Source organism: Adlercreutzia agrestimuris (assembly GCF_943193125.1).
Classification (GTDB): Bacteria; Actinomycetota; Coriobacteriia; order Coriobacteriales; family Eggerthellaceae; genus Xiamenia; species Xiamenia agrestimuris.
Window position 1 is genome coordinate 207,931 of the sequence record NZ_CALPCX010000004.1, and the last position, 14,253, is coordinate 222,183.

Sequence of the window (14,253 nt, forward strand, 5' to 3'; positions counted from 1 at the left end):
TCACTATAACGAATAAAAACTTACACAAGGGGTAAGAAAAGAGGGGCGGGAGAAATGCGAAGACGAGTACCGTTACTGCGCAAAATGCCCGCTTACGGTGCAAGTATGAAGTAAGATCGGGTTTCTTTTTTTGCTATCTTGAAAATTGTGTATTCGGGCTTCATAATGTGCGCGTCATATCACACAGAGAGGAACTTATGGAAAAGCGCGTTTTGACGCGGCGTCAGGCACGTCGTGGCTTTGTTGCGGCAACAACTATATTTTTGACTGTTTTTGCATCAACGGCTATTCCAATTCCGCTTTATTCTACCTATCAGCAAACTATCGGGCTGACCACTACCGATATATCTAACACCATGTTGACTTATTTAGTTGGTGTGGTGCTGATGCTTTTATTTGCGGGTCGTATTTCTGATGCTCTTGGACGAAAGCCAGTGACCATCATAACTATCCTTTGTGCCATTATAGGATGCGTGATGTTTATGGAGGCACAAAACGCACCTTCGGTGTTGACAGCGCGTTTTGTGCAGGGTATTACAAGTGGTCTTTCCATGAGCGCTATTTCTACGTTGGTGATTGATTGCGCCTCGTATTATCACTTGTCATGGGGCTCGATTGTTTCAAGTTGCGGACCGATGTTTGGGATTATGCTTGGCTCTTTGGGAGTAGGTGCGCTTTATGCAGTTGTCCCGAGTGTCTTTGTTGCGTTTTCCCTTATGATTGCCCTGTTGTTGGCATCGATGGTTTTGATGGTGTTTATCCCTGAGCCTATTGAGAAGCGCGCATCGTTTCGAGCATCGCTTAAAGTGCGTTTCTTTGTTCCTAAAAACGCACGTCTTCTTTATGTAATTACAGGAGCGTTGTATGTGGCAACCTGGTCAGTGGGTTGTTTCTTTCAATCGTTTTCGTCGCCCATTGCAACAACTTGTTTCGATGCTACAACCCCTTTGCTTGGTTCAGCAATTCTTGCAACCACTATGGCGCCGAGTGTGCTTGGTGACCCGCTCACGTCTCGCTTGCGTCCCAGTGTGGCACTTCGCTCAGCCTCTGTTGTCTTTTTGCTTTCCTGTATAGGGCTCACCTTTGTCGTTGATTCTCATATTGCGTGGCTCTATTTGGTGGTGTGCGTGATTTTTAGTTTGGCTATGGGATCATGTGTTTCCACGTCGTTGCGTATGTTGCTTTTAGCGGTTAATGCTTCACAGACGTCTGCTATCGTGTCGTCGGTCAACCTGACGGCTTATATCGGGTCTGCAATTGCAACGGTGCTTACCGGTATGCTGCTCAATGCCACTTCGTATTTCGTGGTGTTTGCTACGCTTTCGATATTGGCGCTTGTGGTAACTGTGGGAGTTCTTAGGTTTGCACGCCGATTCGATTCGTAGTGCTTACAAGGTGCACCATGGTGCATTGCGCGCTTCACTATAAGCAGCAGCGCGCAATGCAGGTGTTTATTTGTGGTAGTAGCGATGCTGCTCGTACTTTGGTTCGCAGCAAACATTAATGCCGAGTGTTTTATACAGATGCTCGTCGGTTGCTGAAATAATGACGCTAAAGAATGCATCGCATCCGCGCAGATCGTCGATGTGTTGTAAAAGCTTTTCTGCTAAAGGATTCTCTGCTGAGCTAACCGAAAGCGCTAAGAGCGTTTCGTCAGAATGTAAACGCGGGTTTTTAGAATGCAGATGTGCTGTCTTGAGGTGGCATATTGGTTCAATTACGGCATCGCTGATGACATCCACATCTTCAATACCAGCCAACGTTTTTAGGGCATTCATGAGCACCGTGGAAGCCGCACCCAAAAGAGTGGAGGTTTTTCCTGTGATCACCGTGCCATCAGGTAATACCATTGCGCCAGCAGGCATGCCAGTTGTTTCCTCTTTAAGGAGTGCTGCAGAGCGTGCTGGTGAATAAGACGGGTTGACATCAGCTTGACTCATGAGCATCTCAAGCTTGCTTACCATATCAGAGCCATCGCCAGTGCATTTAGCCTTAACGGCTGCTTGGAAGTAGCGGCGAACAATCTCCATCTTGGCAGCGTCACGTACCGCTTCATCATCTGTGATTGCCATGCCGGCCATGTTGACACCCATATCGGTGGGTGATTGGTAAGGACAAGATCCAGAGATTTTATCCAGAATAGTTTTGAGTACGGGGAAAATTTCTACATCTCGGTTGTAGTTAACCGTGCGCTGATCATAGGCTTCAAGATGAAATGGATCAATAATGTTTGCGTCATCAAGGTCAACCGTTGCTGCTTCATAGGCAATATTGACAGGGTGCTTGAGTGGCAAATTCCAGATGGGGAATGTTTCATATTTTGCATACCCTGCTTCAGTTCCGCGCTTGTGTTCATGGTAAAGCTGCGAAAGGCAGGTAGCCATTTTGCCTGAGCCGGGGCCAGGCGCAGTTACCACAACAAGCGGACGAGAGGTTTCAATATAGTCATTTTTACCATAACCCTCATCGCTTACGATATGTTCGATATCGTATGGATATCCTGCAATGGGGTAGTGAAGGCTGCTTTTGACGCCCAGAGCATCAAGTCGGCGCCTAAAGGCATCAGCTGCTGGCTGGTTGGTGTAATGCGTAATTACGACGCTTCCCACCAAAAAGCCCATAGAGCGGAAGATGTCCATTAGGCGAAGCACATCATCATCGTAGGTGATGCCAAGGTCACCGCGAACCTTATTGTTTTCTATGTGGTTAGCGTTGATGACAATAATGATTTCAACATCATCTTTTAGTTGCTTAAGCATGCGAATCTTAGAATCTGGCTCAAAACCAGGTAAAACGCGCGAAGCATGGTAGTCGTCAAAGAGCTTTCCGCCAAACTCTAAGTAAAGCTTACCGCCAAATTGGTCAATGCGTTCGCGAATTCGTTCTGCTTGAAGTTCAATGTATTTTTCATTGTCGAAACCAATGCGCATGCGCACATTCCTCCTTGAAGCTGGCAAACTGTGGCGCCGTGAAGACTGGTGTTTCTGGTCGCCTTTTGTGTCAGACAGATAGTATAGCGCTTAGAACTCTCAGTAAGGTTGTTAAAGTGTTAAAGAACCGTCGTAGTTAATGGAGCTATTTGGTTGTATATTGATCAAGACTGCTTTCAAGAGAAAGCAGCAAAGATCTGCTTCATGTATCACAGTGGATAACCCGTGTACTACGTCTTGAATGCCACCGTCATGTGCCGTATGCGCGTGTAGCTCTGTGATGGATGAAGCATGAGGACGAAATGGGGTGTGCTATGGAGGCTTTTGCTGACGTGGCGTTGTTGTCGCGTATCCAGTTTGCGCTCACCGTTGCTTACCACTTCTTGTTCGTGCCCCTTTCAATCGGGCTCGGCTTGATTTTGGCAATCAACGAAACGCGTTATTACCGTTCACGCAAACCAGAGGATGCTGCCGCAACAAAGTTCTGGGTAAAGATATTTACCGCTACTTTTGCCATTGGTGTTGCTACGGGCATCACAATGGAGTTTTCTTTTGGCACCAACTGGGCAAACTATTCGCGTTTTGTCGGCGACATTTTTGGTGCTCCGCTGGCAGCTGAAGCGCTTTTTGCCTTCTTCTTGGAGTCAATCTTTTTGGGTGTTTTGCTCTTTGGCCGCAAGCTCGTTAGTCCGAAGTTTTATATGGTTTCTGCGTGGCTGGTATGGTTTGGTTCATGCTTGTCAGCGCTTTGGATTCTCATTGCGAACTCGTGGATGCAAACACCTGCTGGTGGCGAGCTGAATGCAGAAGGTACGGAAGCTGTCATCACGAATTTCTGGGAGGCGGCTTTCAATCCATCGATTTTTGCCCGCTATACACACACTGTTGATGCGCTGCTGATCATGGGTGCCTTTGCTGCTATGGCAGTTGCAGGCTGGTATCTGCTCAAAGGCCGCAATAAGGACTTCGCAATGAAAACCATGCGCATCGCAGCAGTTGTTGGTATTGTGACCTCATGTGCCATGATTGTGTTTGCACACGCATCCGCTGTGAATGTGTGGGAGGAGCAACCCACGAAACTTGCCATGATGGAAGGCATGTATGATTCTGAAGTGCCTCCGCTATATGCGATTGGCATTGTTGATGAAGAGTCGCAAGAGGTTATTGCGCCTTTTGCCATTCCTGGTGGTACGAGTTTTTTGGCAACTGGTAATTTTGAAACCGAGTATCCCGGCTTAAATGAACTTGCTCAAACCGAACAATTTGGCGATATGAATATCGAAGACATGCCCGTTGGCCTGGTGTTTCAGAGTTATCACATCATGGTGGCAATGTATGGACTTATTATGCTCACGGCCATTTTAGTGCTGATCTTTAGCTTTAAGGGTGGTCGTATTCAAAAGATGCGTTGGCTGCAGTGGGCTGCTGTTTTGTCGCCTATTTGGCCGTTTATCGCAATTCAAACGGGCTGGATTACTGCAGAGGTTGGTCGTCAGCCTTGGGTAGTTTATCCGTCAATGACCGGACCTGATGGCGTGTCGTTGCTGACTAATGACGCAATTTCAATGTCAGTTTCTTCAGTTGAACTATGGATTACGCTTGCACTCTTCGTAATTGTCTACCTGATCTTGCTCATCGGCTGGATTCGTGTGGTTGGTCGCTTTATTAAAGAGGGACCTGTTGTTGAGGCTGATGCAGTAAAGGAAGGTGAATAGCCATGATGGAGTTTTTGAGCGTCTTGTGGTTCTTTTTGATCTTCTTGCTTATTGCTGGCTACTTTGTACTTGACGGTTTTGATCTAGGTATTGGTGTTCTGTCACCATTTATTGCTAAAAACGATGAAGAGCGCGCGATTCTTCGCCGTTCAATCGGACCGGTATGGGACGGTAATGAGGTATGGCTGTTGACTGCAGGTGGTGCGCTGTTTGCGGCATTTCCTGATGCCTATGCAACGACGTTTTCTGGTTTTTACCTGGCTGTCATGCTGGTGCTTTTTGGCTTAATCGTTCGTGCTGTTTCGTTTGAGTTTGGCGCAGGTGATCCTCATTGGCGTGGGCTTTGGAACGTATGCTTTTTTGTGGGATCGCTTTTGCCGGCTCTTCTTTTGGGTGTTGCGGTAGGTAACATTTTTGCTGGTATTCCGATGGACGCAATGGGAGACTATGCGGGTGTACCGCTCTTTGGGCTTATTACGCCATTTACCCTGCTTACCGGGCTTTTGGGTTTGAGCATGTTTTTGGCAGCTGGTGCTGCTTGGGCAGCGCTTAAGACCCCGCTTGGATCTGAACTACGCGCTCGCGCAATTGCTCTGCGCATGCCGTTGCAGGTTATCTCCCTTGTATTGTTTGTGATTGTGTCCATCTATGCGCTGATCCTTATCGGACCTGAGATGGATCCAAACCTCAATGTTTTGCGTATTCTGTTTGCTGTGCTTGTAATAGCTGGTTTGGTGGTTGCTCTGATTGTGGGCAAGTTGCAAGACAATGACCTGAAGGCTTTTTTGGCGCAATCTTTGTCGATGATTGCTCTCGTGGCACTTTTGGCATGCTCCATGTTCCCAGTACTGGTGAATGCAACACCTGATTCAATTGGCCCAGCAATTACCATTTACAATGCAGCATCATCAGAGCTTTCACTTGCGTGCATGTCCATTATTCTCTGCATTGGATTACCGCTGGTGCTGATTTATCACGTTGTCATTTATCGAACGTTTAGGGGTCGTATTAGTGCTGATGATTTGAAGCACTAAATGATGCTTGGCGCAAAAAGCGACACCTCTTATGAGCGGCACGTATTGTAGGCAGTACGTACCGACAAAGCAAAGGGCACTTCGCAACCTTTCGAAACTTCCGGAAGGTAGCGAGGTGCCCTCTTTCTATCTTAGGTCTTGCTTATTGGGCATGGTTTGCTGGGGAAAGAAACAACGGCATAGCGGTTTTGTTGTGTTACGCGTGAGTTAAAACTGTCTGCCATTGTCTCTGTGTCAGAGGCGGGGTTTCTACAATGAGTGGGAACGATAGGAAGCTCAGCGCAGCGTGGCGCGATGCAAGTTGCAGGTTGCGATGAATGCGGATTCTCTAGCTAGAGAAGCAGGTGCGCTGAGTATGAGCTTTAAGGCGGGAAGCATCATGGCAAAGCATATATTTGTAACAGGTGGCGTTGTTTCTTCTCTTGGTAAAGGTATTACAGCGGCTTCGCTGGGATACCTCCTGAAGGCGCGTGGTTATAAAGTCACTATGCAAAAGATGGATCCGTATCTCAATGTTGATCCGGGCACTATGAGTCCATTTCAACATGGCGAAGTATTTGTTACCGAAGATGGCCACGAAGGAGATCTTGACCTTGGGCATTACGAGCGTTTTATTGACGAGAATCTCTCACGTGAGTCGAATTTTACGCAAGGCTCCATCTATCAAAGTCTTATCGCCCAAGAGCGTAGGGGAGATTTTCTTGGCGGAACCGTGCAAGTGATACCACATGTGACCGAAGCCATTAAAGCGCGGCTTCGTCGTGCAGCTGAACAGTCTGGTGCGCATATTGTGATCTCCGAAATTGGAGGGACTGTTGGTGATATTGAATCGCTTCCTTTTATTGAAGCGGCTCGACAATTCAAAAAGGAAAAGCCTGATGATGACGTGTTGTTCATCCACGTTACTTTAGTTCCCTACATTGCTGCAGCGCATGAAGTTAAAACCAAGCCTACGCAGCATTCAGTGAAAGAATTGCGCTCACTTGGTGTGCAGCCAGATTTTATTGTGTGCCGATCTGATCACGAGATCTCATCAGCTGTAAAAGATAAAATTGCACTCTTTTGTGATGTTGCAGCTGAAGATGTTCTCTCTTGTGTGGATGCACCGAGCATCTACGAGGTTCCGCTAGAGCTATCCCACCAAGGGTTTGACGTCTTAGTGCTTGAGAAGCTTGGGTTGCCCGTATGTGATGCTGATATGGATGGATTGGTTTCATACCTCGATGCACAACACACCTGTTCAGACGCAGTTGACATTGCAATTGTCGGAAAGTATGTCAGTTTGCCAGATGCCTATCTTTCGGTCATTGAGGCTTTACATCATGCAGGTGTGGCATGCGGTGTTAAAGTCAACGTCCATCTGATAGATGGAGGATTGCTTGATGAAACAAATGTGGAAGAGACTCTGAGTGACATGGACGGCATTTTGGTGCCAGGCGGTTTTGGGCAGAGAGCCTTTGAGGGCAAGATCATCGCAGCGCGATATGCGCGTGAGAATAATGTGCCTTACTTCGGCATTTGTTTGGGGCTGCAAGCTGCTGTATGTGAATTTGCGCGCAGCTGCTGCAATCTTCCCGGCGCCACATCGGCTGAGTTCGTGGACGAAATTGCTGCCAGCGCCGATGAAGCGTGCGCCTCTAATCTTTTTGCTGCCGCTTCGCATTCGTTGCCGCTTGTGGTGGATCTCATGCCAGAACAAGCTGACATAGAAGATAAGGGTGGCACTATGCGTCTTGGTGCATATCCTTGTTGTATTTTACCTGGTACGCGCGCATATGAAGCATACCAGCAAGAGCTGGTTTACGAGCGTCATCGTCATCGATTTGAAGTGAACAACTCGTATCGCGAATGCCTAAAAGAGTCTGGATTGGTTATTTCGGGTACATCTCCTGATAAGCGATTGGTTGAAATGATTGAGTTGACGGATCACCCGTGGTTTGTTGCTACGCAAGCCCATCCTGAATTTAAAAGCAGGCCAACGCGCCCGCATCCACTCTTCCTGGGCTTTGTGCGCGCCGCCCAATCTGCTTCAAGGGCAGCCGAAAAGACACACAAAAGTGCTGAATCGTCAGAAATCGCATAGCTAAAACGGAGAATCGCGACGAAGCTAAGCTCCGCGTGGAAAAATACGTTAGTATTGAGGAATGAAAAACGAACTCGCACAAGACTATCTTTCCTACTTGCGCGTTGAGCGAGGGAGCTCTTCGCTCACTATTGAGGCTTATCAGCGTGATTTGGCTGACTTTGTGAGCTTTTGTGAAGAAAAAGGCATTATGCAAGTGGAACAAGCCACGCGAGAAGACATTGTTGATTTTGAAAATGCGTTGTTTGCACGCGGGCTTGCTCCATCAACGGTTGATAGACGTATCTCTGTTCTTAAAGGGTTTTATCGTTTCTTAGTGCGAGAGGGCTATCTCACCACAACGCCTACTGCGCTTATTAAGCTTCCTAAAACACCTGAAAAGTTGCCCGATGTATTAACGATTGACCAGATCACGCAAATGCTCTCCGAACCTGTTGAGCCTACGCCTACCGCCAAACGCGACCGGGCTATTCTGGAAGTGTTGTATGGGTGTGGGTTGCGTGTAAGCGAATGTGTGGGACTCAGCTTAGCCAATCTCGTGTTGGAGGAGGGCTATTTTCGTGTATTTGGCAAGGGAGGCAAAGAGCGCTTTGTACCAATCTCGGGTGCTGCACTGAGATCCCTTGTTATTTATTTGAATGAAGGACGCCCCCAGCTGGTGCGATCAAGTGTCAACAACGATGGTGCCGTTTTTTTGAATGCGCGCGGGGGAAGACTCACACGACAAAGCGTTCATTCTGTAGTAGCACGAGCGGGGTTGGTGATAGGGGTTAAAAACTTGCATCCCCATACGCTTCGTCATTCGTTTGCAACTCATCTTCTTGAAGGTGGGGCGGACTTGCGTGTCATCCAGGAGCTTCTTGGGCACGCCGATATCTCAACTACGCAGATTTATACACACGTCAATAGAGCTCATGTACGCGAGGAATATCAGCGAGCACATCCTCGCGCGAAGTGCAAGTAATCATTCTTTTTCAAACTTGCGTATAAATTGTGGGGCAAGTGGTACACCCTACAAACTTTTTTCATGGAGTGCAAAATGCGCTCCTTTTTTATGTCAGCACTATATCTTGTGGTGCAAAACAAGACTTGAACAATATATTGGAAAACCATGCCAAACGTCTGTTCGAAGATGACGAATTTGCCGTAAGACCTGGGGTTTAGGTGTGTTGGAATAGGGGGCAAATTGGTCAAAAAATGTTGTAAAGTGGGGCAAAGTGGGATAAGATGTGAAACACAGAGAGCCCGACTGGGAGTTCAGCCGAAAGGAAAAGATGTCAGAAGAGACCCCAAAAGCGAAAACGCTCAAGGGCACCCATCGCTTCAAGGTGGATGCAAAGGGTCGCATGTCTTTGCCGGCAAGCTTTCGTAAGGTTCTCTCCTCGGACTTGGTAGTAACGCCCAATCCGCATGACGAGTGCATTTATGTTTTCGAGCCTGAGAGTTTTGATCAATGGATTGAAGACGCATTCAATCGTGTGGGCGGTTACAACCCGCTGGATAACGGACATGTTGCACAGCGCAGAAAACTTTTTGCGCGTGCCGTAGATGTCACAACGGATTCAGCAGGACGCATTATGTTGTCAGCTGACCAACGTAAGACGGTTGGCATAGACAAAGATGTGGTACTCGTGGGCAACTCGGGTTACTTCGAAGTTTGGGACGCGAAGCGCTACGACCAGGTTGATGCTGATGTTGACCTTAGCCAGTTGTTTGGCTAGGCCCATGAGTACGACCAACCGTAAGGCGTGAGCGAAGTGACAAGCGAATATCGGCATACACCGGTTCTGCTCGCCGAGTGCCTCGAATACTCGAACCTTAAAACACAGCAAACATTCGTGGACGCAACACTCGGCGGGGCAGGGCATTCATATGAGGCGGCAAAGCTCATAGGGTGCGGCGGCACATTAGTGGGTATTGATCAAGACGAAGTTGCTCTTGAGGCAGCTTCTCGCAAACTCGGCACATTATCTGATGACGTGCGCCCGCACCTTGAGCTTATTCGCAACAATTTTGCACATCTTGATGATGCTTTATTAGAAGCAGCAATTCCTGGAATGGATGCAATCCTTTTTGATCTGGGAGTTTCATCAGTGCAAATTGACACGCCAGCGCGCGGCTTTTCCTTTAAGGAAAATAGCCCACTTGATATGCGGATGGATCCGGGCAATCAAACCTTAACCGCAGCAGAGATCATCAACACTTACAACGCAGCAGATCTCACTCGGATCATCCGGCAGTATTCAGATGAAAAATGGGCAAGTCGCATTGCAGACTTTATTGTCCGCGCACGTGAAAACCAGCCTATTACTGAAAGCGAGCAGCTTGTTGAGATCATTAAAGCTGCCATCCCGGCATCAGCACGTCGTGCGGGTGGCCATCCTGCTAAGCGCACGTTCCAAGCGTTACGTATTGAGGTAAATGGCGAACTTGATGTGCTTAGATCAGGATTAGAAGCCGCAGTTCGTTGGCTGAATCCCGGAGGTCGGTTGCTGGTAATTAGTTATCACTCGCTCGAAGATCGTATTGTTAAAGACACTTTCGCATCGTATGCAAATCGCTGCGAATGTCCTGTTGACCTTCCTGTTTGTGTCTGTGGTAAAGAGCCGATATTACAAATTGTTACACGCAAACCGATTGTGGCAACCGACGAAGAGGTTGCACGCAATCCGCGAGCTCGCAGCGCAAAGCTTCGTGTGGCACAAAAATTAGCTACGCGTTTCGACGTGTAAAACAGCCGACCGCTCACAAAGCATAAACACAGAAAGGAGGCGGCTATGGGCGCAGCGCCAGCATATTCGCTGTACAACTCTCGTGCAACCGCACCCGCGCGTACGCGTCAACATATGCCAAAACCCTCTTTTCAGGTGATTCCCGGTAAAGCACCGCGTACCCAAAGTGTACCCACCGCTTCGCCGGCGGCTTTTGCGCTTAAACTTACTGTTGTGGTTTTGTTGGTGCTGACTGTTGTTGCTTGTGTTCGACTTTCGCTTTCAAGCGCAACGGCGGCAACTGCTATGGAGTCCCAAAAACTGAGCGCTTCAATTGAAGATGCACGCAGTAATGGTGCTGCGCTTGAGGTGTCGCTTGGATCACTTACTAACCCTACTCGTGTGCGCGATCAAGCCAAAGCGCTCGGGATGGTTGCTCCAGAAACAACGAGCGTTATCACCTTAGATGAAGATATCGTAATGACCGATCAAGCAGGCAATCTTTCGCTTTCGTCAAGCGTTGAAGCCGCACATGAACGGGGAGTCTAACTCGTGGCGGCCTCTACAGATAAGAGAAGCTCGCGACCGTTCTGGCCGCTTGTTTTCTTTTTGGGAATAGCTTTACTTATTTTTGCGCGCTTGGGCTACCTTACTGTTGTGAAAGCTCCCGAGTATAGTGCTATGGCTTCAGAGGCTCGCACGGTTAGTTTCCCCATTGAACCTCGTCGCGGTACGATTTATGACCGCAATGGCACGGTGCTAGCGGTAAGCGTTGAAGCTACTACCATTTATGCCAATCCTGTTGAAATTGATGATCCGGCCGCTACGGCAGCTCAGCTTGCAAGCGTGCTTGGTGGCAAAATGGAAGACTTTCTTCCTATTTTGACAGCCAATAAAACCAACTATTCTGTCATCGAACGCAAGGCTGACGTAGCACTTGCTGACAAGGTCAAAGAACTTGATCTTGATGGCATTTATTTTGTTTCAGAATCTCGTCGTGAGTACCCACACGGTCAAGTTGCGGGTCAAATAATTGGAGCGTGCTCAATTGGCGTAGATGAAGAGAACAATCGCGAATATTACTATGGTGTATCTGGTCTTGAAGCTTACTATGATGATATTTTGTCAGGCGAGGTAGGCTATTACGAAGCCGAGCGCGGACGAGACGGATCTCCCATTCCTGGTGGCGTGCATGAGTCGGTGGCTGCGGTGGATGGCCAAGATATCATTATCTCTATTGACCTTGAACTTCAAGAAGCTCTTGAAAAGCGCCTGGTGCAAGGGATTGAAGACTTGGATGCTGAAAGCGGAAGCGCGCTCGTTATGGATGGCGGTTCGGGCGAAATCTATGCTGCAGCTTCATTACCACTTTTTAATCCCGCAGACAGAAGTGAAGTAGAAGAGGGCGCTACGAAACTCAAGTGTGTTACTGATCTTTTTGAGCCCGGTTCAATTTTCAAATCGGTGTCCACTATGGCACTTCTTGAGACCAACACGATGTCGCCTGATGACGAGTTGTTCTGCCCGGCTTCAATTACCGCAGACGGTTACACAATTTCAGACGCACATGAGCGCGGAGATGAAACATTTACGCTTCGCCAAATTCTTGATCAATCGTCAAATGTTGGTATTTCGCTTGCGGTTGAGTCTATGGGATTCGATAAGCTTTACAATCATATTATTGACTACAATCTTCACTCAACAACGGGAGTAGATTATCCGGGTGAGGGAGAAGTGGGCACCGAGTATCTAGGCAACTTACCTGCGTTTGATAATTGGAGCCGTGTAACGGGATACAACATTAGCTTTGGCCAGGGCCTTTCGGTAACACCGCTGCAGATCACGCGTTTTTATGGCGCGCTGGTAAATGATGGTGTTGAGTGTACACCCCACTTCTTGGTGTCAAAACCGCAAAGTGGTGAAGTGGTTGACTATCCCACCGAAGACGTTATTGCAAATAAAGCTGCAATTCCAACAATCACCAGCATGCTGCAAACGGTAGTTACCGATGGTACAGGTAAACGTGCTGCAATTGAGGGATTTGATGTGGCTGGCAAGACATCCACTGCTGAAATTTATGACGAAGAAAATGGCGGATATCGCGAAGGCGTCTACAATTTGGCCTTTACGGGTTTTTTGGCGAATTCATCAAGTCAATTAGTATGTTTTGTGGGTGCGAATGAGGTTCCTGACGATAGTTCGGTTACCCCTCTATTTAAGGATATAATGACAACCGCAATTGATCGTTTCAGGATTTCGCCCGATAAGTGAGGAACTCATGGCTAAGACATGCGAGCAATTATTCGAAGGTGTGAGTGGCACCGTTTTAGGAAACCCAAATGAGGTTGTTGAGGGTATTGCGTATCGAAGTGATCGCGTGCAGCCAAAAGACGCATTTTTTTGCATCGTTGGCATGACAAGCGATGGTCACACCTACGCCCAAGATGCCATTGATAGAGGCGCTAATGTGTTGGCCGTTGAACGCAAAGTATATCTCGCGGATGCAACTGATGTCACCGAGGTTGTTGTTAATGACACTCGCAAAGCCATGGCGGTGTGTGCTGATAACTTCTACGATCATCCTTCACAGGCGTTTTCGCTCGTTGGCGTTACCGGTACTAATGGCAAAACAACTACTACCTATTTGGTAGAGCATATCGCTCAAACTGCTGGAAAGCGCACGGGCGTTATTGGAACTGTAGGTATCCGGATTGGCGACACGCAATGCAAATCTGAGCATACAACACCTGAGTCTCCTGATCTGCAACGAACATTTGCTCAGATGCGTGATGAGCATTGTGAAGTGGTTGCTATGGAAGTTTCCTCGCATGCCTTGGATTTGGAGCGAACGTGGAAGACGCATTTCGCCGTAACAGCGTTTTCAAATCTCACGCAAGATCATCTTGATTACCACCACACGTTTGAAGCCTATTTTGAGGCTAAAGCACGTCTATTTTCAAAGGACTATCCCGCCAAGCGCGTGATCTGCATCGATGATGCTTGGGGCAAGCAGTTGCTAGCCCGTTGTGTGGCGGCTGAAGACAACATTGTTACCACTGGTTTTGATCCGTCTGCCCAGATTCATCCGGTATCAGTAGAGTATGCTCCCACTCATACCGCACTCACGCTTGATGTGCGCGGTAACCAGGTGAGCTTTGATTATCCGCTTGTTGGCAAATTTAATGTCGAAAACGTTATGTGCGCATTTGGCATTGGTTTGCAGCTTGGATATTCGGTTGAAACTATTGTTGCGGCTCTTGAGGATGCCCCTCAGATTCCTGGCCGCTTGGAACGAGTCGGAGATGCTCATAAGACAGGCGTGGCGGTATTTGTGGACTATGCTCATACACCTGATGCGCTTGATAATGCGCTTTCAACCATTATTGAACTTACTCCAGGACGCACCATTTGTGTCTTTGGGTGCGGCGGAGATCGTGATGCGTCAAAGAGACCCATTATGGGAAATTCTGCGCTTGCAGCTGATGTGGCAATTGTGACATCTGACAACCCGCGCACAGAAGACCCGCTTGCCATCATTGATGATATTGTCAGTGGCATGTCGCAAGGTCAAGATCATTACGTAGTTGAACCGGATCGCAGGAGTGCAATTGCTCGTGCGCTTGCTCTTGCAAATCCAGGAGATTCCATTCTGATTGCAGGCAAGGGTCATGAAGATTATCAAATCGTAGGAGACCAGGTGCTCTCGTTTGATGATCGCGTAGTTGCCGCCGAAGAACTGATAAAGCGATTTGGTGCATAAGGCATAAAGAAAGAAGTAAA

At 47.9% G+C, this 14,253-nt stretch carries 11 protein-coding genes; 10 read left to right on the forward strand and 1 reads right to left on the reverse strand.

What is annotated here, in order from left to right; genetic code table 11:
* The first annotated feature begins 197 nt into the window (after nt 1-197).
* The gene (locus NFR28_RS07790; RefSeq protein ID WP_251179245.1) at nt 198-1,385 is read left to right on the forward strand and encodes an MFS transporter; all 1,188 of its coding nucleotides are present in this window, start codon (nt 198-200) and stop codon (nt 1,383-1,385) included.
* Between the two features lie 66 nt (nt 1,386-1,451).
* On the opposite strand, the gene NFR28_RS07795 is transcribed toward NFR28_RS07790, so the two are convergent.
* Nucleotides 1,452-2,930: a DUF1846 domain-containing protein gene (locus NFR28_RS07795; RefSeq protein ID WP_251179246.1), complete on the reverse strand. Its 1,479-nt coding sequence runs from the start codon at nt 2,928-2,930 to the stop codon at nt 1,452-1,454.
* Between the two features lie 314 nt (nt 2,931-3,244).
* Here NFR28_RS07795 and NFR28_RS07800 point away from each other — a divergent pair, with 314 nt between their 5' ends.
* The 9 genes from NFR28_RS07800 (at nt 3,245) to NFR28_RS07840 (ending at nt 14,233) form a co-directional block, all read left to right on the forward strand.
* Nucleotides 3,245-4,645: a cytochrome ubiquinol oxidase subunit I gene (locus NFR28_RS07800; RefSeq protein ID WP_251179247.1), complete on the forward strand. Its 1,401-nt coding sequence runs from the start codon at nt 3,245-3,247 to the stop codon at nt 4,643-4,645.
* 5 nt (nt 4,646-4,650) lie between these two features.
* Nucleotides 4,651-5,679: a cytochrome d ubiquinol oxidase subunit II gene (cydB, locus tag NFR28_RS07805; protein WP_251179289.1), complete on the forward strand. Its 1,029-nt coding sequence runs from the start codon at nt 4,651-4,653 to the stop codon at nt 5,677-5,679.
* A gap of 379 nt (nt 5,680-6,058) precedes the next feature.
* Complete coding sequence (locus tag NFR28_RS07810; RefSeq protein WP_251179248.1) at nt 6,059-7,762, forward strand: CTP synthase; 1,704 nt, start codon at nt 6,059-6,061, stop codon at nt 7,760-7,762.
* A 61-nt stretch (nt 7,763-7,823) separates the two neighbouring features.
* The gene (gene xerD, locus NFR28_RS07815; RefSeq protein WP_251179249.1) at nt 7,824-8,726 is read left to right on the forward strand and encodes a site-specific tyrosine recombinase XerD; all 903 of its coding nucleotides are present in this window, start codon (nt 7,824-7,826) and stop codon (nt 8,724-8,726) included.
* A gap of 310 nt (nt 8,727-9,036) precedes the next feature.
* On the forward strand, nt 9,037-9,483 hold the full coding sequence (locus tag NFR28_RS07820) for a division/cell wall cluster transcriptional repressor MraZ (RefSeq protein ID WP_251179250.1): 447 nt from the start codon (nt 9,037-9,039) through the stop codon (nt 9,481-9,483).
* Between the two features lie 36 nt (nt 9,484-9,519).
* The gene (rsmH, locus tag NFR28_RS07825; RefSeq protein ID WP_251179251.1) at nt 9,520-10,494 is read left to right on the forward strand and encodes a 16S rRNA (cytosine(1402)-N(4))-methyltransferase RsmH; all 975 of its coding nucleotides are present in this window, start codon (nt 9,520-9,522) and stop codon (nt 10,492-10,494) included.
* A gap of 45 nt (nt 10,495-10,539) precedes the next feature.
* Nucleotides 10,540-11,022, forward strand: coding sequence for a cell division protein FtsL (locus NFR28_RS07830; RefSeq protein ID WP_251179252.1), 483 nt, complete (start codon nt 10,540-10,542; stop codon nt 11,020-11,022).
* A 3-nt stretch (nt 11,023-11,025) separates the two neighbouring features.
* On the forward strand, nt 11,026-12,744 hold the full coding sequence (locus tag NFR28_RS07835) for a peptidoglycan D,D-transpeptidase FtsI family protein (protein WP_251179253.1): 1,719 nt from the start codon (nt 11,026-11,028) through the stop codon (nt 12,742-12,744).
* 7 nt (nt 12,745-12,751) lie between these two features.
* Nucleotides 12,752-14,233, forward strand: a complete 1,482-nt coding sequence (locus NFR28_RS07840; RefSeq protein ID WP_251179254.1) for a UDP-N-acetylmuramoyl-L-alanyl-D-glutamate--2,6-diaminopimelate ligase — start codon at nt 12,752-12,754, stop codon at nt 14,231-14,233.
* Nucleotides 14,234-14,253 lie beyond the last annotated feature (20 nt).